We start from the raw sequence: 21,246 nt of genomic DNA, 5'->3' as shown, positions 1-21,246 counted from the left end.
AGGTGTGGTATGCATTCCCACAGAGCGTGGGTGTCGCAAAACCTCTGGCTCCCATGCTCCAGCGTGGGAACGGGTTGACTTCCGTCATTCCCGGCTTCATTCTCGTCATTCCCGCGAAAGCGGGAATCCACACTGACTCACCACCAGAACCATACTGCCCGGTGCCCCCCTGGCCTTGTCATCCCCGAGAAGGCAGAGACCCACTGTTGGCGCTGGATTCCCGCCTTCGCGGGAATGACGACTTCAGAGCGTGAGAACGAGCTGTTGAAGTTTTGCGACACCCACAGAGCGTGGGAACGAGTGATTCGATCAGTTTGACTCGCTTTTGTCATGGAAGTTCAAACTATTGAGTGTTTGCTAATCGGTTCAGAGCAAAAATACATTCATTCGATCATCAATCGCTCTTCCATAGTTCAGTGATTCTCACCGTGTAATCTTCACTGGCAGTCACCAGGTGTCGGCCATCGACGCAGAAGGTGGCTGAGATGAGGGCTTTATCGTGTATAACGGTGGCTTTTTTTACCCATGATCCATCTTTGCTCAGACCATAAATTTGCGCGGTGTTATCCTTACTGGCGGTCACCACAAGGCAACCATCGGCACTGAAGGTGGCGGATAGGACCTCATCTTCGTGGGTTATGGTGGCTTTTTTTACCCAGGTTCCATCGGCCTTACGGCCACAGATTTTCGCCGTTTTATCATGACTGGCGGTCACTAAATGGCGGCCATCGGCGCTGAACATGGCTGCGGTGATATACCCATTGTGTTTAATGGTGACTTCTTCTAGCCATGATCCAGGGGCCTCCTGACTACAGATTTTCGCCTTGTTATCATAACTTTTGGTCACCAGATGGCAGCCATCGACGCTGAACTCGACAGAGAGGACAAGGCTGTGATGAGAAATCCTGGTTATTTCTTTCCATGATCCATCGTCCTGCAGGTCACATATTATTGCTGTATTATCGCAACTGCCGGTTGCAAGATGGCGGCAATCTTTGCTAAAAGAGATTAAGCTGAGACCACTATTATGGGTAATGGTGGCTTTTTCTTCCCATGACCCGGCCTCCTGACTATAGATTTTTAAAGTCATCCATCCATCGCAGAACAACGCATGACGGCCATTGGAGCTGAGGAAGGCCCAGCTGTCACTACCCTCATCAGGAAGGGTGGCTTCTACTTCCCATGATCCATCCTCCTCCTGACCATAGATTGTCGCAACGCCAGATGTGTTGACAACCAACAGATGACGGCCATCGTCGCTGAAGCTGGCCAAACTGTTCGGAGTATCACAGTTAATAATGTATTTTACTTCCCATGATCTATCGTTATTCTGGCCGTAGATTTTCAGCGTATTATCCACAATATCCACATTATTCAAACCGGCGGTCAACACATGGCGACTATCAGCACTGAAGGTGGCTGAGAAGGTCGTACGATTATTGGGAATGGTGTCTTTTGCTTCCCATGATCCATCCTCGTTCATACTATAGATTTCCGCCGTGAAACGACTGACGACCAGCACATGTCGGTTATCGGCGCTGAAAAAAGCTTCATTGACCCATCCATTCCTGGGAATGGAGGCTTTTACTTTCCATGATCCATCGGTCTCCTGGCTACAGATCTTCAATGTATCATTTGAACAGGCGGTCACCAGGTGGCGGCTATCGGCGCTTAAGGTGGCTTTTAAGATTCTGTCAGGATGGGCAATTTCGATTTTTGTCTTTAAGTCAAATGTTTCACATTGAGACATCAGCTTACTGTTGTTGAAAAGGAGCAGAGCAGGAAAGTAAGTACTCTCATGTTTTTGTACGAGTGACTCGACAGTGTCCATATTCGCAAACGGCTTCAACCAGTCACGGAGTTGTTGCTCACCTTTTGTGGTAGCTATGGTCTTTAGTAGATATTGGTGTGGTGAAGGAAACCGTTGATACCAGGCTCTTTCCAGAGTCTCATTGTTTTCAACAAGATCGCGAAGGTGTTTGCAAACCCTGGTTAAACAGGTAATCTCCCGAAAACCCAAATAGCGGATAATCAAGTCTTTTGTTTCATTGGGCAAACAGAATAATGCAGATTGCTTTTGGTTATACAAAGTAACGTCCCTGCCTGCACTGACACCTGTTGGTGCTTCTTCTCGCCGAAGTTGCCTGATTGGCAAGAGTGAACCGTCATCGCTGGAATTGTTGTTCAAAGGGTTCATGAGCAGCTCCTCCCTGAGCTTCAGAGTCAATATTTGTCCCCGCACAGAAACATAGAATAAGGACATTCAAAATGGATTCGATCTACAATAGAGTCGATTTTGTCATGAAAGTTCAAACTATTGAGGTCAGTGGCATTAAGAAAAAGAAGAGCCCTGATCCGGGAAAAGGATAGAAAGGCATTTTTTTATTGAGAGCCCAGTGCAAAAATTGCCAAGGGTCTTTTGATCATACCTTCATTCGATCATCAATCGTTCTTCAATAGTTCTGTGATTCTCACCTTGTAATCTTCACTGATGGTCACCACATGTCGGCCATCGGCGCAGAGGTCGGCTGAAATGACTCTGTCATTGTGTTGAATGGTGGTTTTTTTTACCCAGGATCCATCCTCACTCAGACCATAAATTTGCGCTGTGTGATCCTTACTGGCGGTCACCACAAGGCAACCATCGGCACTGAAGGTGGCTGATCGGACCCAGCCTTTGTGGACAATGGTAGTTTTTTTTACCCAGGCTCCACCGGCCTCACGGCCATAGATTTTCGCCGTTTTATCATGACTGGCGGTCACCAAATAGCGGCCATCGGCACTGAACTCAGCTGTGATGATCCTCCCATTGTGTCTAATGGTGGTTTCTTCTACCCATGATCCGGGGGTCTCCTGACCACAGACTTTCGCCGTATTATCCTCACTTCTGGTCACCAGATGGCGACCATCGGCGCTGAACTTGACTGAGAAGACAAAACGATCATGAGAAAACCTGGTTATTTCTTTCCATGATCCATCATCCTGCAGGTCAAGTATTTTCACTGTATTATCTAAACTGATGGTTGCAAGATGGCGGCAATCGTCGCTGAAGTAGTGTGAGTTGGCAAAATTGTTATGGTTAGTGGTGGCTTTTACTTCCCATGAACCAATGGCCTCCTGACCGTAGATTTTCAAGGTGTTTGGTATAACGCGGATCAGCGCATGACGGCCATCGGAGCTGAGGCAGGCCCAATTGACACCACCCGGATCAGTAATGTTGGCTGTTACTTGCCATGATCCATCGTCCTCCAGGCCGTAGATTGTCGCAACGTCATATGTATTGACAACCAACAGATGACGGCCATCGGCGCTGAAGCTGGCCGACCTGATCGAAGCATCGCAGTTAATAATATATTTTGCTTCCCATGATCTATCAGTCTTCTGGCCATAGATTTTCAGCGTATTATCGCAACTGGCGATCAACACATGGCGACCATCAGCACTGCAGGTGGCTGAAATGACCGAGCTATTATCGGTAATGGTGGCTTTGACTTCACATGATCCGTCCTCGTTCATACCATAGATTCCCGCCCCTAAATGATTGACCACCAACAGATGGCGGCTATCGGCGCTGAAAATGGCTTCTTTGAACCAACCATTATTGGAAGTGGAGGCTTTTACTTTCCATGATCCATCGGTCCTCTGGCTACAGATCTTCACTGTATTATCCAAACTGGCGGTCACTACGTGGCGGCCATCGGCGCTTAAGGTGACTGCAAAGATATCATCAGGATGGGTAATTTCGGTTTTTGTTTCTAAGTTAAATGTTTCACATTGAGACATCAGTTTACTGTTGTTGAAAAGGAGCAGAGCAGGAAAATAAATACTCTTTTGTTGTTTTACGAGTGACTCGACAGCGTCCTTATTCGCAAACGGTTTCAACCAATCACAGAGTTGTTGCTCAACTTTTGTCGTAGCGATGGTCTTGAGTTGATATTGGTGTGGTGAAGGAAACCGGCGATACCAGGCTCTTTCCAGAACTTTATGGTTTACAACAAGATCGCGAAGATATCTGCATACCTTTGTTAAACGGGTAATCTCCCGAAAACCCAGATAGCGAATAATCATGGTTTTTGATTCGTCGGGCAAACAGAAGAATAAAGATTGATTTTGGTCATATGCAGTAACATCCCTGCCTGCAACGATCCCCGTTGGCGTTGGCTCGAGTCGAGGCTGCTTAGGCGTTGGTGAGAGTGAACCGTCATTACTGGAATTATTGTTCAAAGGGTTCATGAGCAGCTCCTCCAGAGCTTCAGAGTCAATATTTATCCTCACATAGAAAAGGACATTCAAAATGGATTCGATCTACATAGAGTCGATTTTTTCATGGAAGTTCAAACTATTGAGGTCAGTGCCATTAAGAAAACGAAAGTCAGGCACTGTTAAACATGAAAGTACCAGTTTACGGCCAGTACGGAAGCGATGGTTAGCAGGGCGCTGCCAAAGGTGACAAGGTATTGTCGGTTGATGGTGGTGTGGATTTCGGTTTTTAGTTCGGCGTATGCCCTGATGTTGTCCATTTTTACTTCGTGGTAGCGGGCGTCTGATTCGGCTTTCTGCTCGTAGTAGCGGGCGTCTGACTCGGCTTTCATTTCTTTGAATTGAGCATCTGACTCGGCTTTCATTTCTTTGAATTGAGCGTCTGACTCGGCCTTCTGTTGTTTGAATTCGGCATCAAACTTGGCATTCTGTCGTTTGAATTCGGCATCAAACTTGGCATTCATTTCAGCCATTTTTTGACTGAAGTGTGCCTGGTGCTGCAAGATGGCCTCCTGCATGATGAGCACGTCTTTCTTGCTGGCGTTGTGGTCCGGGTCGAGGGAGGCACTGACTTTTGCCGCCAGCTCCTCACTGATGCCGATGTTTTTCAGTTCGTTGAACAGCGTGTCCGTCACATTCAGCTCCTGTTAACCGATGGAAGAGGCTGAAGCATAGACCATGGATGAACAAACTACCTGGGCTGATTGATCCTCTGGCCAGTGCCGAGGATCAACCGAGGGCCCAGTGCAAAATTTGCCATCGGGCTTTTGATATAAAGCTGTTTGTTGATCGGTTCAGATTGAAAATACGTTCATTCGATCACTAAAATCTTCTTCCATAGTTCAGTGATTCTTACCCTGTGATCTTCACTGGTAGTAACTACATGTCGGCCATCGGCGCAGAAGGTGGCTGAGATGACTGCTTCATTGTGTACAACGGTGGCTTTTTTTACCCATGATCCATCCTTCCCCAGACCATAAATTTGCGCCGTTTTATCCTTACTGGCAGTCACCACAAGGCAACCATCGGCACTGAAGGTAGCGGATCGGACCTTATCTGTGTGGACTATGGTGGCTTTTTTTACCCAGGATCCACCGGCCTCACGGCCATAGATTTTCGCTGTTTTATCAAAACTGGCAGTCACTAAATGGCGGCCATCGTCGCTGAACCTGGTTGTGGTGATCCACCCGTTGTGTTTAATGATGGTTTTTTTTACCCATGATCCAGGGGTCTCCTGACCATAGACTTGCACCGTTATACGATCACTTCGGGCCATCAGATGGCGACCATTGGCGCTGAACCTGACAGAGTAGATAGAACTATCGTGAGAAACTGTGGCTATTTCTTTCCATGATCCATCGTCCTGCAGGTCACATATTTTGGCTGTATTATCGAAACAGCCGGTTGCAAGATGGCGGCAATCGTCACTAAAGGTGGTTGAGTTGACAATATCATTATGGGTAATGGTGGCCTTGACTTCCCATGATCCAATGGCTTCCTGACCGTAGATTTTCAAAGTGTAATGTCCAACCTGGATCAACGCATGACGGCCATCGGAGCTGAGGCAGGCCCAATTGACACCACTCTCACCATTAAGGTTGGCTTTTACTTCCCATGACCCATCGTCTTTCTGACCATAGATTATAGGAGCGTAAGATGAAGTAAGGACTAACAGACGACGGCCATCGGCGCTGAAGCTGGCCGACAAGATCGAAAGATCACAGTTGATATTGTATTTTACTTCCCATGATCCATCGGTCTTCTGGCCGTAGATTTTCAGCGTATTATTGAAACTGGCGGTCAACACATGGCGACCATCAGCACTGAATGTGGGTGAAATGACCGAACTATTATGGGAAAGGGTGGCTTTTGCTTCCCAGGATCCATCCTCATTCACACTATAGATTCCCGCCCTGAAACTACTGACGACCAACACATGCCGATTATCGGCGCTGAAAATGGCTTCTTTGGCCCATGTCGGAAGTGGAGGCTTTTACTTCCCATGATCCATCGGTCTCCTGGCTAAAGATCTTCACTGTATTGTCCAAACTGACGGTCACTAAGTGGCGGCCATCGCCGCTTAAGGTGACTGCAAAGATATTATTAGAACGGGTAATTTCGGCCTTTGTCTCTAAGTCAAATGTTTCACATTGAGACATCAGTTTGCTGTTGTTGAAAAAGAGCAGAGCAGGAAAATAAGTACTTTTTTGTTGTTTTACGAGTGACTCGACAGCATCCATAATCGTAAACGGTTTCAACCAGTCACGGAGTTGTTGTTCATCTTTTGTCGTAGCGATGGTCTTGAGTTGATATTGGAGTGGTGAAGGAAACCGGCGACACCAGGCTCTTTCCAGAGCGTTATGGTTTTCAACAAGATCGCGAAAATATTTGCATACCCTTACTAAACGGGTAATCTCCCGAAAACCCAGATAGCGGATAATCGTGGTTTTTGATTCGTCGGGCAAACAAAAGAATGAAGATTGATTTTGGTTATATGCAGTAACATCCCTGCCTGCAACGATGCCTGTTGGCACTTGCTCGAGTCGGGGCTGCTTAGGTGTTGGTGAGAGTGAACCGTCATTGCTGGTATTATTGTTCAAAGGGGTCATGAGCAGCTCCTCCAGAGCTTCAGAGTTCGCTTTTCAGTTGTTGTATGCATTCCCACGCAGAGCGAGGGTGTCGCAAAACTCTCTCCGGCTTGGGAACGCGTTGACTCCCGTCATTCCCGGCTTCATTCTCGTCATTCCCGCCTTCATTCTCGTCATTCCCGGCTTTATTCTCGTCATTCCCGGCTTCATTCTCGTCATTCCCGCGAAGGCGGGAATCCACACTGACTCTCCACCAGAACCCTACTGCCCGGTGTCCCCCTGGCCTTGTCATCCCCGAGAAGGCAGAGATCCACCGTTGGCGCTGGATTCCCGCCTTCGCGGGAATGACGACTTTAGAGCGTGAGAACGAGCTGTTGAAGTTTTGCGACACCCTCAGAGCGTGGGAACGAGTTATTAGGACTTAGAGAGGACATCCAAAGGACTTAGAGAGGACATCCAAAGGACTTATTCTCGTCATTCCCGGCTTCATTCTCGTCATTCCCGCGAAGGCGGGAATCCACACTGACTCTCCACCAGAACCCTACTGCCCGGTGTCCCCCTGGCCTTGTCATCCCCGAGAAGGCAGAGATCCACCGTTGGCGCTGGATTCCCGCCTTCGCGGGAATGACGACTTCAGAGCGTGAGAACGAGCTGTTGAAGTTTTGCGACACCCTCAGAGCGTGGGAACGAGTTATTAGGACTTAGAGAGGACATCCAAAGGACTTATTCTCGTCATTCCCGGCTTCATTCTCGTCATTCCCGCGAAGGCGGGAATCCACACTGACTCTCCACCAGAACCCTACTGCCCGGTGTCCCCCTGGCCTTGTCATCCCCGAGAAGGCAGAGATCCACCGTTGGCGCTGGATTCCCGCCTTCGCGGGAATGACGACTTCAGAGCGTGAGAACGAGCTGTTGAAGTTTTGCGACACCCTCAGAGCGTGGGAACGAGTTGTTAGGACTTAGAGAGGACATCCAAAACTGATTCGATCTATATAGACTCGATTTTGTCATGGAAGTTCAAACTACTGTTCTTCCATAGCTCAGTGATTCTCACCTTGTGATCTTCACTGGTAGTAACTACATGTCGGCCATCAGCACTGAAGCTGGCTGTGGCGATAATCTCATTGTGTTCAATGGTGGCTTTTTTTACCCATGATCCAGGGCTTTCCTGACTGAAGATTTTCGCCGTTTTATCATCACTTATACTCACCAGGTGGCGACCATCGGCACTGAAATCGACAGAGCAGACAAAATTATCATGAGTAACCGTGGCTATTTCTTTCCATGATCCATCGTCCTGCAGGTCACATATTTTCGCTGTATTATCGTAACTGGCGGTTGCAAGATGTTGGCAATCTTCGCTGAAAGTGGCTGAGTTGATAACACGATTATGGATAATGATGGCTTTGATTTCCCATGATCCAGTAGCCTCTTGAGCGCAGATTTTCAAAGTGTTACGTCCAATGTAGAACAACGCATGACGGCCATCGGAGCTGAGGCAGCCCCAGTTGACACGGCTCCGATCAGTAATGGTGGCTTTTGCTTCCAATGGTCCATCGTCCTTCTGACCATAGATTGTCGCAACGTCAGATGTATCGACAACCAACAAATGACGGGCATCGGCGCTGAAACTGGCCGACTTGATCGAAGTATCACGGTTAATAATGTATTTTGCTGCCCATGATCCATCGGTCTCCTGGCTGCAGATCTTCACTGTATCATCCAAACTGGCGGTCACTAAGTGGCGGCTATCGGCGCTTAAAGTGGCTACCGAGATTTTGTCAAGATGGGTCATTTCGGTTTTTGTCTTTAAGTTAAATGTTTCACTTTGAGACATCAGTTTACTGTTGTTGAAAAAGAGCAGAGCAGGAAAATAAGTACTCTTTTGTTGTTTTACGAGTGACTCAACAGCGTCCTTATTCGCAAAGGGTTTCAACCAGTCACGGAGTTGTTGTTCATCTTTTGTCGTAGCGATGGTCTTCAGTTGATATTGGAGTGGTGAAGGCAACTGGCGATACCAAGCTCTTTCCAGAGCTTTATGGTTTTCAACAAGATCGCGAAGATGTTTGCATACCTCTGCTAAACGGGTAATCTCGCGAAAACCCAGATAGTGAATAATCTTGGTTTTTATTTCATCGGGCAAACATAAGAATGAAGATTGATTTTGGTTATATGCAGTAACATCCCTGCCTGCAACCATGCCCGTTGGCACTTGCTCGAGTCGGGGCTGCTTAGGTGTTGGTGAGAGTGAACCGTCATTACTGGAATTATTGTTCAAAGGGGTCATGAGCAGCTCCTCCAGAGCTCCAGAGTCAATATTTATCCCCGCATAGAAAAGGACAGTCTTAAGTCCGACAGGCTGCTAGGAGCCTGACCGAGAATAGACTGCCCTACTGCGGCGGCAGCAAATTGGTCTGAAAATCCGCTTTTGTTCGTCAAATAGCTCGCTATTCTCCTCACAAAACCGAATTTTCATCCTCAATTTTCTGCCGTCCTCGCTACGGGCGCTATTCTCGGTCAGGCTCCTAGAGTCGGTTTTGTAATGGAAGTTCAAAATATTGGGGCCATTGGCATCAAGAAAAATCGCTCTTCAATAGTTCAGTGATTCTCACTTTGTAATCTTCACTGGTGGTCACCACATGTCGGCTATCGGTGCAGAAACTGGCTGTGATAACGGTTTTATTGTGCAGAACGGTGGCTTTTTTTACCCATGTTCCGTCCTTCCCCAGACCATAAATTTGCGCCGTGTTATCCTCACTGGCGGTCGCCACAAGGCATCCATCGGCACTGAAAGTGGCTGATCGGATCCAGCCTTCGTGGACAATGGTGGTTTTTTTTACCCACGATCCACCGGCCTCAAGGCCATAGATTTGAGCCGTTTTATCACCACTGGCGGTCACTAAATGACAGCCATCGGCGCTGAACCTGGTTGCGGTGATACTCCCATTGTGTTCAATGATGGCTTCTATTACCCATGATCCAGGGGTCTCCTGACCATAGACTTTCGCCGTATTATCACCACTGGCGGTCACTAAATGGCGGCCATCGGCGCTGAACTCGACTGAGTAGACAAAACTATCATGAGAAATCGTGGTTATTTCTTTCCATGATCCATCGTCCTGCAGGTCACATATTTTCGCTGTATGATCGAAACTGGCGGTTGCAAGATGGCGGCAATCTTCGCTGAAAGTGGTTAAGCCGATATTATGATTATGGGTAATGGTCGCTTTTACATCCCATGACCCAATGGCCTGCTCACCGCAGATTTTCAAAGTGTTATAACCAATACGGATCAGCGCATGACGGCCATCGGAGCTGAGGCGGGCCTGACTGGCACCATTCGTATCAGTAATGGTGGCTTTTGCTTTTAATGACCCATCGTCTTCCAGATCATAGATTGTCGCAACGTCAGATGTATTGACAACCAGCAGATGACGGCCATCGGCGCTGAAGCTGGCAAAAATGACCGGAGTATCACAGTTAATGGTGTATTTTGCTTCCCATGATCCATCGGTATTCTGGCCGAAGATTTTCAGCGTATTATCGAGGCTGACGGTGAATACATGACGACCATCAGCACTGAATGTGGCTGAGCAGATCCAATGATTATGGGCAATGGTGGCTTTTGCTTCCCATGATCCATCCTCCTTCATACCGTAGATTTCCGCCCAGAGACGAAAGTCGACCAACACATGGCGGTTATCGGTGCTGAAAATGACCTTTTTGAACGAACCATTACTGGGAGTGGAGACTTGTACTTTCCATGATCCATCGGTCTCCTGGCTACAGATCTTCACTGTACCATCCAAACTGGCAGTCACTAAGTGGCGGCTATCGGCGCTTAAGGTGGCTGTTAAGATTTTTTCAGGATGGGTGATTTCGGTTTTTGTCTCTAAGTTAAATGTTTCACATTGAGACATCAGCTTACTGTTGTTGAAAAGGAGCAGAGCAGGAAAATTAGTACTCTGTTGTTTTTTTACGAGCGACTCGACAGTGTCCTTATTCGCAAACGGCTTCAACCAGTCACGGAGTTGTTGCTCATCTTTTGTGGTAACGATGGTCTTTAGTTGATACTGGTGTGGTGAAGTAAACCGTTGATACCAGGCTCTTTCCAGAGACTTATGGTTTTCAACAAGATCGCGAAGGTATTTGCATACCTTGGCTAAACAGGTAATCTCCCGAAAACCCAGATAGCGGATAATCATGGTTTTTGATTCGTCGGGCAAACAAAAGAATGAAGATTGATTTTGGTTATATGCAGTAACATCCCTGCCTGCAACGATGCCCGTTGGTGCTTGCTCGAGTCGAGGCTGCTCAGGTGTTGGTGAGAGTGAACCGTCATTACTGGAATTATTGTTCAAAGGGGTCATGAGTAGCTTCTCCAGAGCTTCGGAGTCAATATTTATCCTCACATAGAAAAGGACATTCAAAATGGATAACTCTGGTTCCCATGCTTTCAGGCCCTTTGGGTCCCAGCGTGGGAACGAGTGATTCGATCTATATGACTCGATTTTGTCATGGAAGTTCAAACTATTGAGGTCATTGGCATTAAGAAAAAGAAGAGCCCTGATCCGGGAAAAGGATAGAAAGGCATTTTTTTTATTGAGAGCCCAGTGCAAAAATTACCATCAGGCTTTTGATATAACGCCGTTTGCTAATCGGTTCTGAGCAAAAATACGTTCATTCGATCATCAATCGTTCTTCCATAGCTCAGTGATTCTCACTTTGTAATCTCCACTGGTGGTCACCACATGTCGGCCATCGGCGCAGAAGGTGGCTGAGATGACGGCTTCATTGTGTACAACGGTGGCTTTTTTTACCCATGACCCATCCTTCCCCAGACCATAAATTTGTGCCGTGTTATCTTGGCTGGCGGTCACCACAAGGCAACCATCGACACTGAAGGTGGCGGATCGGACCCTATCTTTGTGGGCTATGGTGGCTTTTTTTACCCAGGATCCACCGGCCTCAAGGCCATAGATTCTGGCTGTTCTGTCAGCACTGGCGGTCACCAAATGGCTGCCATCGGCGCTGAAACTGGTTGAGTTGATCAACCCATTGTGTTCAATGGTAGTTTTTTTTACCCATGATCCAGGGGTCTCCTGACCATAGACTTTCGCCCTATAATCACTACCTCTGGTCACCAGATGGCGACTATTGGCGCTGAACCTGACAGAGTAGATAGATTCATCATGAGAAACCGTGGCTATTTCTTTCCATGATCCATCGTCCTGCAGGTCACATATTTTCGCTGTATTATCGTAACTGGCGGTTGCAAGATGTTGGCAATCTTCGCTGAAAGTGGCTGAGTTGATAACACGATTATGGGTAATGATGGCTTTGATTTCCCATGATCCGGTAGCCTCCTGAGCCCAGATTTTCAAAGTGTTATGTCCGATGCAGAACAACGCATGACGGCCATCGGAGCTGAGGCAGGCCCACTCGACACGACTCTCACCAGCAAGGGTAGCTTCTGCTTCCAATGGTCCATCGTCCTTCTGACCATAGATTGTCGCAACGCCAGATGTATCGACAACCAACAAATGACGGGCGTCGGCGCTGAAGCTGGCCGTCCTGATCGGAGTATCACAGTTAATAATGTATTTTGCTTCCCATGATCCATCGGTCTTCTGGCCGTAGATTTTCAGCGTCTTGTCGAAACTGGCGGTCAACACATGGCGACCATCAGCACTGAAGGTGGCTGAGACGACCCAACGATTATGGGAAATGGTGGCTTTTGCTTCCCATGATCCATCTTCCTTCATACTATAGATTCGCGCCCAGAGAATACTGATGACCAACGCATGGCGGTTATCGGTACTGAAAATGGCTTTTTGGACCCAACCACTATCGGGAGTGGAGGCTTTTACTTTCCATGATCCATCGGTCTCCTGGCTGCAGATCTTCACGGTATCATCCAAACTGGCGGTCACTAAGTGGCGGCTATCGGTGCTTAAAGTGGCTACCGAGATTTTGTCAAGATGGGTCATTTCGGTTTTTGTCTTTAGGTTAAATGTTTCACTTTGAGACATCAGTTTACTGTTGTTGAAAAAGAGCAGAGCAGGAAAATAAGTACTCTTTTGTTGTTTTACGAGTGACTCAACAGCGTTCTTATTCGCAAAGGGTTTCAACCAGTCACGGAGTTGTTGTTCATCTTTTGTCGTAGCGATGGTCTTCAGTTGATATTGGAGTGGTGAAGGCAACTGGCGATACCAAGCTCTTTCCAGAGCTTTATGGTTTTCAACAAGATCGCGAAAATATTTGCATACCTTTACTAAACGGGTAATGTCCCGAAAACCCAGATAGCGAATGATCATGGTTTTTGATTCGTCGGGCAAACAGAAGAATGAAGATTGATTTTGGTTATATGCAGTAACATCCCTGCCTGCAACCCTGCCCGTTGGCGCTGGCTCGAGTCGAGGCTGCTCAGGTGTTGGCGAGAGTGAACCGTCATTACTGGAATTGTTGTTCAAAGGGGTCATGAGCAGCTCCTCCAGAGCTTCGGAGTTAATATTTATCCCCGCATAGAAAAGCGCGCATAGAAAAGGACATTCAAAATGAATAAATCTGGTTCCCATGCTTTCAGGCGCTTTGGGTCCCAGCGTGGGAACGAGTGATTCGATCTGTTTGACTCAGTTTTGTCATGGAAGTTCAAACTATTGAGGTCAGTGGCATTAAAAAGAAGAGCCCCGATCCGGGAAAAGGATAGAAAGGCATTTTTTTTATTGAGAGCCCAGTGCAAAAATTACCATCAGGCTTTTGATATAACGCTGTTTGCTAATCGGTTCTGAGCAAAAATACGTTCATTCGATCATCAATCGTTCTTCCATAGCTCAGTGATTCTCACTTTGTAATCTCCACTGGTGGTCACCACATGTCGGCCATCGGCGCAGAAGGTGGCTGAGATGACGGCTTCATTGTGTACAACGGTGGCTTTTTTTACCCATGACCCATCCTTCCCCAGACCATAAATTTGCGCCGTGTTATCGTGGCTGGCGGTCACCACAAGGCAACCATCGACACTGAAGGTGGCGGATCGGACCGTATCTTTGTGGGCTATGGTGGCTTTTTTTACCCAGGATCCACCGGCCTCAAGGCCATAGATTCTGGCTGTTCTGTCAGCACTGGCGGTCACCAAATGGCTGCCATCGGCGCTGAAACTGGTTGAGTTGATCAACCCATTGTGTTCAATGGTAGTTTTTTTTACCCATGATCCAGGGGTCTCCTGACCATAGACTTTCGCCCTATAATCACCACCTTTGGTCACCAGATGGCGACCATTGGCGCTGAACCTGACAGAGTAGATAGATTCATCATGAGAAACCGTGGCTATTTCTTTCCATGATCCATCGTCCTGCAGGTCATATATTTTCGCTGTATTATCGAAACAGATGACTGCAAGATGGCGGCAATCGTCGCTAAAGGTGGTTGCGCTGACAATATGATTATGTGTAATTGTGGCTTTGACTTCCCATGATCCAAGGGCTTCCTGACCGTAGATTTTCAAAGTGTTAGGTCCAACGCGGATCAACGCATGACGGCCATCGGAGCTGAGGCAGGCCCAATTGACATCACTCTCACCAGTAAGGTTGGCTTTTACTTCCCATGATCCATCGTCTTTCTGACCATAGATTATCGGAGTGTCAGATGAAGTAAGGACCAATAGACGACGGCCATCGGCGCTGAAGCTGGCCAACCAGATCGAAAGATCATAGTTAATACTGTATTTTACTTCCCATGATCCATCGGTCTTCTGGCCATAGATTTTCAGCGTATTATTGAAACTGGCTGTCAACACATGCTGACCATCAGCACTGAAGGCGGCTGAAATGACCGAATTATTATGGGAAATGCTGGCTTTTGCTTCCCATGATCCATCCTCCTTCGTACCATAGATTTCCACCCTGAAACGATTGACGACCAACACATGCCGGTTATCAGTGCTGAAAAAAGCTTTTTTGACCCAACCATTTCTGGGAATGGAGGCTTTTAGTTTCCATGATCCATCGGTTTCCTGACTACAGATTTTCACTGTACCATCAAAACTGGCGGTCACTAAGTTACGGCTATCGGCGCTTAAGGTGACTACAAAGATATCATTAGGATGGGTCATTTCGGTTTTTGTCTTTAAGTTAAATGTTTCACTTTGAGACATCAGTTTACTGTTGTTGAAAAAGAGCAGAGCAGGAAAATAAATACTCTTATGTTGTTTTACGAGTGACTCGACAGTGTCCATATTCGTAAACGGTTTCAACCAGTCACGGAGTTGTTGTTCATCTTTTGTCGTAGCGATGCTCTTCAGTTGATATTGGAGTGGTGAAGGAAACCGGCGATACAAGGCTCTTTCCAGAGCTTTTTGGTTTTCAACAAGATCGCGAAAATATTTGCAGACCTTTACTAAACGGGTAATCTCCCGAAAACCCAGATAGCGAATAATCATGGTTTTTGATTCGTCGGGCAAACAGAAGAATGAAGATTGATTTTGGTTATATGCAGTAACATCCCTGCCTGCAACCATGCCCGTTGGCGCTTGCTCGAGTTGAGGCTGCTTAGGTGTTGGTGAGAGTGAACCGTCATTACTGGAATTATTGTTCAAAGGGGTCATGAGCAGCTCCTCCAGAGCGCCAGGGTCAATATTTATCCCCGCATAGAAAAAGGATATTTAAAATGAATAATATCCGGTTCCCATGCTTTCAGGCCCTGTGGGTCCCAGCGTGGGAAAAAGTTGTTAAATTGATTCGATCTGTTTGACCCGGTTTTGTCATGGAAGTTCAAACTATTGAGGTCATTGGCATTAAGAAAAAGAAGAGCCCTGATCCGGGAAAAGGATAGAAAGACATTTTTTTATTGAGAGCCTGGTGCAAAAAATTGCCATCGGGCTTTTGACATAACGCTGTCTGCTAATCGCTTCTGAGCAATAATACGTTCATTCGGTCATCAATCCCTCTTCACCAGTTCAGTGATTCTCGCCGTTTTATCTTTACTGGCGGTCGCCACATGTCGGCTATCCATGCTGAATTTGGCTGAGGTGACTGCACTCTTGTGGTTAATGGTGGCTTTTTCTACCCATGACCCACTGCTCCCCAGACCATAAATTTTCGCTGTTTTGTCGCAACTCGCGGTCACCACGAGGCATGCATCGGCGCTGAAAGTGGCTGACAGGACCCAATCGTCGTGGGTGATGGTCACTTTTTCTACCCATGACCCATCGGCCCGGAGGCCATAAATTTTCGACGTATTGTCAGCACTGGCGGTCACCACATGGCAGCAATCGGCGCTGAAATTGGCTGAGATGACTGCCTTCTCATGTTGAATGGTGATTTCTTCTTTCCATGATCCATCGCTCTGCAGGCCATGGATTTTTGCCGTTTCATCTTGGCTGGTGGTCACCAGATAAAGGCCATCGGCACTGAATTTGGCTAAGTAAACCGCATCATCGTGGGAAATGGTGGCGACTTCTTCCCATGACCCACTGGTCCGCAGGCTCTGGATTTTTGCCGTCTTATCTCCACTGGCGGTTACCATATGGCGGCCATCAGCACTGAAGGCAGCTGAGAAGACCGTGAGATTATGGGTAATAGTGGCTTTTACTCCCCATAATCCATTGGCCTGCTGAACGTAGATTGCTACATTGTTATCTCCACAGACCAACAAATGACTGCCATCGGAGCTGAAGCTGGCCCAATCGGCCACAGCATAATGGTGAATAATGGCCTCTTCTTCCCATGAACCATCGTCTGCCTGAGCAAAGATTTTTGCCGTGCAATCGTCACTGGTGGTTACCAGGCGTTGGCCATCAGCACTGAAGGTGGCTGAGTTGACCCTTCTGTTATGGAAAATGGTTTTTTTTACTTCCCATGACCCATCGTCCGCCCGACCACAGATTTTCGCTGTGTGATCACGACTGGCGGTCACCAAGTGACGGCCATCGACACTGAAGGTAGCTGATATGACCCGATTATAATGGTTAATGATGGCTTTTTTTTTCCATGATCCATTGGTCTTCTGGTCACAGATTCGCACCGTATTATCGAGACTTGCGGTCGCGAAATGTCGGCTATCAGCACTAAAGTTGGCCGTGTTGACATCGTCAAAGTGTTTAATTTTGGTTTTTGTTACGGGCTTGAATGTTTCACATCGAGCCATTTGTTTACTGTTGGTGAAAAGGAACAGCGCCGGAAAATAAGCATTATTCCGTTTTTTTACGAGTGACTTTACAGTGCCCTTATTCGCAAACGGCTTCAACCAATCGCTGAGTTGTTGATCATTTTTTGCTGCAAAGATTGTTTTCAGTTGATATTGGTGTGGTGAAGAAAATCGGCGATACCATGCTCTTTCCAGAGCCTTATCTTTTTTTATGAGATGGTGAAAATATCTGCATACCTTTGCTAAACGGGTAATCTCCCGAAAACCTAAACAGCGTATAATCATGGAATGTGTCAGGTCGGACAAATCGAGGAATGAAGGTGTTTTTTGGTCATTTACGGTAACCTGTCTGCCGGCGCTGACACCCGTTGGGATTCCCTCCAGTCGAGGTCGCTTGGGCGTTGGCGCGAGTGGACCGTCAATGCTGGAATGGCTTTTCATGGCGTCCATGTCTGATTTCTCCGTAGCTCTGAGGTCGGTATTTATCGTCGCTCAGGAAGGACATTCAAAATTGATTCGATCTTTTAGAGTTGGTTTTATAATGGGAGTTCATAACATTGAGGCCAGTGAAACTAACGAAAAACTGAGCCCTGATTCGGGAAAATGACAGAAAGACATTTTTTTATTCTATGATCAACCGTTCTTCTGAAGTTCAGTAATTCTTGCCGTGTCATCATAGCAGGTGGTCACCACATTTCGGATATCGGGGCTGAAGTTAGCTGAGTTGACAGTTCGCTTGTGTTCAATGATGGCTTTTACCAGCCATGACCCATCGGCCTCCAGACCACAAATTTTTGCTTTACAGTCCCGACTGGTGGTTACCAGATGATGGCCATCAGCACTGAAGGTGGCTGAAAGGACAGGGCCCTCATGGGTAATGTTGGCTTTTTTTGCCCAGGTTCCATCGGTCTGCAGACCATAAATTTTCGCCGTACGATCGTCACTGGCGGTTACCAGATGGCAACCATCGGCACTGAAGATGGCAGAGCAGACCCAATCATTATGGGTAATGGTGGTTATTCTTTGCCATGACCCATCGGACTTCAGGCCATAGATTTTTGCCGTGAAATCCCGGCTTGCGGTTACCAGATGGAGGCAATCGGCGCTGAAGTTGGCTGAGGTGATAAAATTACCATGTTGAATCGTGGCTGTTTTTTTCCATGATCCATCGACCTGCAGGTTAAAGATATTCGCCGCGTAATCGAAACTGGTGGTTACCAGATGGCAGCTATCGGTGCTGAAGTTGGCTGAGTCGATTGGGCTATCGTGTGGAATGACGGCTTTTCGTACCCATGATCCAGCGTCTGACTGACAATAGATTTCCAGAGCGAAATTTAAACCGTAGATCGCCAGATGACGGCCATCGGGGCTGAAACTGGCCGAAACGTTCTGACTAACGAGGTGAATAGTGTCCTCCAATTCCCATGATACATTGTCCACCTGAGCAAAGATTTTCGCCGTATGATCTTCAACGACAATCACCACACGGCGCCCATCTGCACTGAAGTTGGCTGACTTGGCACCGACAACATGGGGAATGATGGCATTTGCTTTCCATGATCCATCGTCCTCCCGACCGTAGATATTCACTGTCTTATCATAAATGGTGGCCAACACATGATGGCTGTCGGAGCTGAAGCTGGCCGACCTGACTGAACCGTTATGGGTAATGTTGGCGGTTTCTTGCCATGTCCCACCAGACTGCTGGCTATAGATTTTCAGCGTCCTGTCCAAACTGGCGGTTAACAGATGGCGGCTATCGGCGCTGAAGGTGGCTGTTTCGATTTTGTAGGAATGAGTAATTCTGGCTTTTTCTGCTAACTTGAATTTTCTACATTCAGACATCAGTTTACTGTTGATGAAAAGGAGCTGAAGAGGAAAATAAGTACTTTCCTGCTGTTTTAAAAGTGACTCGACAGTGTCTTTATTCGCAAACGGTTGCAACCAATCGCGGAGTTGTTGCTCATCTTTTGTCGCAATCATAGCTTTTAATTGATGTTGGTGTGATGAAGGAAACCGGCGATACCATGCACTTTCCATAGCTTTATGATTTTTAACAAGATCGCGAAGATATCTGCATACCTTTACTAAATGAGTAATCTCTCGAAAGCCCAGATAACGAATAATCATCGTTTTTGTTTCGTCGGGCAAACGGAAGAAGAAAGATTGATGTTGGTTATAGACAGTAACGTCCCTGCCCGCACTGATACCCGTTGGCGCGGCTTCCAGTCGAGGTTGCTTCGGTGTTGTCGAGGGTGGACCGTCAATGCCGGAATTGTTGTTAAGAGGATTCATTCTCGGATCCTTCAAAAATTCAGATTCAGTATTTATCCTTGCCTGGAAAGGACATTCAAAATTGATTAGACCGTTTAGACTCGGTTCTATGATGAAAGTTCACAAGTGGAACATTCGATCATCAGTCGTTCTTCTGCAGTTCAATGATTTTCGCCGTGCAATCTTTTTTACTTATGGTCAACACATTTCGGCCATCGGGGCTGAAGATGGCCCACAGGATCCCAAAACTGTCAGAAATGATGGCTTTTTTCTCCCATGATCCTTTGGGTCCCGGGCCATAAATTTTCGCTGTACAATCCAGACTGGCGGTTACTAAATGACAACTATCGGGACTGAAGGCGGCTGACAGGACATAATCTCTGTGGCAAATAGTGGCTTTTACTTTCCATGATCCATCAGCCTGCAGGCAGTGGATTTTTGCCGTGTTATCCATACTGGTGGTCACCATATGGCTGCTATCAGGGCTGAAGCTGGCCGACATGATCCGGTCGTTATGCTTAAAGGTGTATTTTACTTGCCATGGCCCATCGGTTTGCGGGCCATGGATTTCTACCGTGTTATCCTCATATACGGTCAACAGATGGCGGCTATCGGGACTGAAGGTGGCTGAATAGAGCCGATCATTATGGGTAATGATGGTGATTTTTTCCCATGATCCATCGGACTGCAGGCCATAGATTTTTGCCGTACCCTCTTCGCTGGCGGTTGCCACATAGCTGCCATTGGCGCTAAAGCTGGCGGACCTGACTGAATTATCATGATTAATAGTGACTTTGACTTCCCATGAGCTATCGTCCTTCTGGCCGTAGATAGTTACATTGTTTTCTCCACAGACCAACAAATGACTGCTATCGGCGCTGAAGCTGGCCCCTAGGACCGTAGGATTTTGCCTGATAGTGTATTTTGTTTTCCATGATCCATCAGTCTCCTGGTCGTAGATTTTCACCGTCCCATCCATACAGCTGGTCAATAAGCAGCGACCATCGGTGCTGAAGGTGGCTGATGTGACCGAAAAACTGAGAGGGGTGGACATGGTGAGCTCAAATTCACGGGCAATGGTGTCTTTTACTTTCCACAAGCCATCGTCCTCCTGAGCACAGATTTTTGCATGGCAGTCGTGACTGTCGGTCACCATCAGATGACCATCGGGACTGAAAGTGGGTGACAAGATAAGACTCTCATGGGGAATGGTGGTGGTTTTTACTACCCATGATCCATCGGTCTTCTGGCCTGTGATTTTCGCTGTTTGATCAAGGTCGACAGTCACCAAATGGCTGCTATCGGGGCTGAAGGAAGCTTTATTTTTAGTCTCGACATTAGGAATTTCGATTTTTACCACCGGGCTGAATGTTTCACATTGAGACATCAGTTTACTGTTGGTGAAAAAGAGCTGAGCAGGAAAAAAAGTACTTTCTTTTTGTGTTAGAAGTGACTCGATAGTGTCCTTATCCGCAAATGCCTTCAACCAATCACGGAGTTGTTGTTCATCTTTTGTTCTGACGAGAGTATCCAGTGGATTTTGGTATGCTGAAGGAAACCGGCGGTACCATGCTTTTTCCAGAGCTTTTTCTTCGTTTACAAGATCGTAAAGATATTTGCATGTCTTTGCTAAACGGGTAACCTCGCGAAAAGCCAAATAGCGAACAATCATAGATTTTTGTTCGTCGGGCAAACAGAAAAATAAAGATTGATTTTGGTGATAGATACTAACGTCCCTGCCTGCACTGACAGCCGTCGACGTTCCTTCCACTGGAGGTTGCTCAGGTATTAACGAGAGTGAACCGTCATTGTTGGAATGGTTGTTCAAAGGGGTCATATCGGGCTCCTCCAAAGCTCCTAAGTCAATATTTATCCTCACTTGGAAAGGGCATTCAAAATTGATTAAACCTTTTAGAGTCGGTTTTATAACGGAAGTTCAAAATATTCAGACCAGTGGAATTAAGAGAAACCGTTCGCA

General features: G+C 47.0%; 14 protein-coding genes. 2 read left to right on the top strand and 12 right to left on the bottom strand.

Going from position 1 to position 21,246, the window contains the following annotated elements; genetic code table 11:
• Positions 1-2: 2 nt before the first annotated feature.
• Positions 3-254: a hypothetical protein gene (locus ACOJUO_RS06775; protein WP_422135975.1), complete on the top strand. Its 252-nt coding sequence runs from the start codon at positions 3-5 to the stop codon at positions 252-254.
• Between the two features lie 140 nt (positions 255-394).
• On the opposite strand, the gene ACOJUO_RS06770 is transcribed toward ACOJUO_RS06775, so the two are convergent.
• From ACOJUO_RS06770 to ACOJUO_RS06750, 5 genes are all read right to left on the bottom strand, one after another.
• Complete coding sequence (locus ACOJUO_RS06770; protein WP_422139341.1) at positions 395-2,197, bottom strand: F-box protein; 1,803 nt, start codon at positions 2,195-2,197, stop codon at positions 395-397.
• Between the two features lie 245 nt (positions 2,198-2,442).
• On the bottom strand, positions 2,443-4,233 hold the full coding sequence (locus ACOJUO_RS06765; protein WP_422139340.1) for an F-box protein: 1,791 nt from the start codon (positions 4,231-4,233) through the stop codon (positions 2,443-2,445).
• A 149-nt stretch (positions 4,234-4,382) separates the two neighbouring features.
• Complete coding sequence (locus ACOJUO_RS06760; protein WP_422135972.1) at positions 4,383-4,895, bottom strand: hypothetical protein; 513 nt, start codon at positions 4,893-4,895, stop codon at positions 4,383-4,385.
• Between the two features lie 176 nt (positions 4,896-5,071).
• Positions 5,072-6,196: a WD40 repeat domain-containing protein gene (locus ACOJUO_RS06755; protein ID WP_422139339.1), complete on the bottom strand. Its 1,125-nt coding sequence runs from the start codon at positions 6,194-6,196 to the stop codon at positions 5,072-5,074.
• A 7-nt stretch (positions 6,197-6,203) separates the two neighbouring features.
• Complete coding sequence (locus tag ACOJUO_RS06750) at positions 6,204-6,869, bottom strand: F-box-like domain-containing protein (RefSeq protein ID WP_422139338.1); 666 nt, start codon at positions 6,867-6,869, stop codon at positions 6,204-6,206.
• Positions 6,870-6,969: 100 nt separating this feature from the next.
• Between ACOJUO_RS06750 and ACOJUO_RS06745 the strand changes: the two genes are divergently transcribed.
• Entirely contained in the window at positions 6,970-7,212 is a 243-nt protein-coding gene (locus ACOJUO_RS06745) for a hypothetical protein (RefSeq protein WP_422139337.1), read from the top strand.
• Between the two features lie 624 nt (positions 7,213-7,836).
• Here the strand turns inward: ACOJUO_RS06745 and ACOJUO_RS06740 are convergent.
• The 7 genes from ACOJUO_RS06740 to ACOJUO_RS06710 form a co-directional block, all read right to left on the bottom strand.
• A complete protein-coding gene (locus ACOJUO_RS06740; protein WP_422139336.1) occupies positions 7,837-9,135 on the bottom strand; it encodes an F-box/WD repeat-containing protein in 1,299 nt (432 codons plus the stop codon).
• 286 nt (positions 9,136-9,421) lie between these two features.
• On the bottom strand, positions 9,422-11,218 hold the full coding sequence (locus ACOJUO_RS06735) for an F-box/WD repeat-containing protein (RefSeq protein ID WP_422135968.1): 1,797 nt from the start codon (positions 11,216-11,218) through the stop codon (positions 9,422-9,424).
• A 321-nt stretch (positions 11,219-11,539) separates the two neighbouring features.
• The gene (locus tag ACOJUO_RS06730) at positions 11,540-13,330 is read right to left on the bottom strand and encodes an F-box/WD repeat-containing protein (protein ID WP_422139335.1); all 1,791 of its coding nucleotides are present in this window, start codon (positions 13,328-13,330) and stop codon (positions 11,540-11,542) included.
• A 332-nt stretch (positions 13,331-13,662) separates the two neighbouring features.
• On the bottom strand, positions 13,663-15,453 hold the full coding sequence (locus ACOJUO_RS06725; RefSeq protein WP_422139334.1) for an F-box/WD repeat-containing protein: 1,791 nt from the start codon (positions 15,451-15,453) through the stop codon (positions 13,663-13,665).
• Between the two features lie 332 nt (positions 15,454-15,785).
• Positions 15,786-17,444, bottom strand: a complete 1,659-nt coding sequence (locus tag ACOJUO_RS06720; RefSeq protein WP_422139333.1) for an F-box/WD repeat-containing protein — start codon at positions 17,442-17,444, stop codon at positions 15,786-15,788.
• A gap of 183 nt (positions 17,445-17,627) precedes the next feature.
• Positions 17,628-19,289, bottom strand: coding sequence for an F-box/WD repeat-containing protein (locus tag ACOJUO_RS06715; protein ID WP_422139332.1), 1,662 nt, complete (start codon positions 19,287-19,289; stop codon positions 17,628-17,630).
• A gap of 121 nt (positions 19,290-19,410) precedes the next feature.
• Entirely contained in the window at positions 19,411-21,105 is a 1,695-nt protein-coding gene (locus ACOJUO_RS06710; RefSeq protein WP_422139331.1) for an F-box/WD repeat-containing protein, read from the bottom strand.
• Positions 21,106-21,246 lie beyond the last annotated feature (141 nt).

This window comes from Endozoicomonas sp. ALC020 (assembly GCF_049275935.1).
GTDB lineage: Bacteria > Pseudomonadota > Gammaproteobacteria > Pseudomonadales > Endozoicomonadaceae > Endozoicomonas_A.
This window is presented reverse-complemented; position numbering and strand designations above follow the sequence as displayed.

What these genes read in the sequence shown, in the direction of transcription:
- ACOJUO_RS06720 (WP_422139333.1), bottom strand. Translation starts at nt 17,444, where the DNA reads ATGGACGCCATGAAAAGCCATTCCAGCATTGACGGTCCACTCGCGCCA.
- ACOJUO_RS06730 (WP_422139335.1), bottom strand. Translation starts at nt 13,330, where the DNA reads ATGACCCCTTTGAACAACAATTCCAGTAATGACGGTTCACTCTCGCCA.
- ACOJUO_RS06765 (WP_422139340.1), bottom strand. Translation starts at nt 4,233, where the DNA reads ATGAACCCTTTGAACAATAATTCCAGTAATGACGGTTCACTCTCACCA.
- ACOJUO_RS06725 (WP_422139334.1), bottom strand. Translation starts at nt 15,453, where the DNA reads ATGACCCCTTTGAACAATAATTCCAGTAATGACGGTTCACTCTCACCA.
- ACOJUO_RS06750 (WP_422139338.1), bottom strand. Translation starts at nt 6,869, where the DNA reads ATGACCCCTTTGAACAATAATACCAGCAATGACGGTTCACTCTCACCA.
- ACOJUO_RS06715 (WP_422139332.1), bottom strand. Translation starts at nt 19,289, where the DNA reads ATGAATCCTCTTAACAACAATTCCGGCATTGACGGTCCACCCTCGACA.
- ACOJUO_RS06710 (WP_422139331.1), bottom strand. Translation starts at nt 21,105, where the DNA reads ATGACCCCTTTGAACAACCATTCCAACAATGACGGTTCACTCTCGTTA.
- ACOJUO_RS06735 (WP_422135968.1), bottom strand. Translation starts at nt 11,218, where the DNA reads ATGACCCCTTTGAACAATAATTCCAGTAATGACGGTTCACTCTCACCA.
- ACOJUO_RS06770 (WP_422139341.1), bottom strand. Translation starts at nt 2,197, where the DNA reads ATGAACCCTTTGAACAACAATTCCAGCGATGACGGTTCACTCTTGCCA.
- ACOJUO_RS06740 (WP_422139336.1), bottom strand. Translation starts at nt 9,135, where the DNA reads ATGACCCCTTTGAACAATAATTCCAGTAATGACGGTTCACTCTCACCA.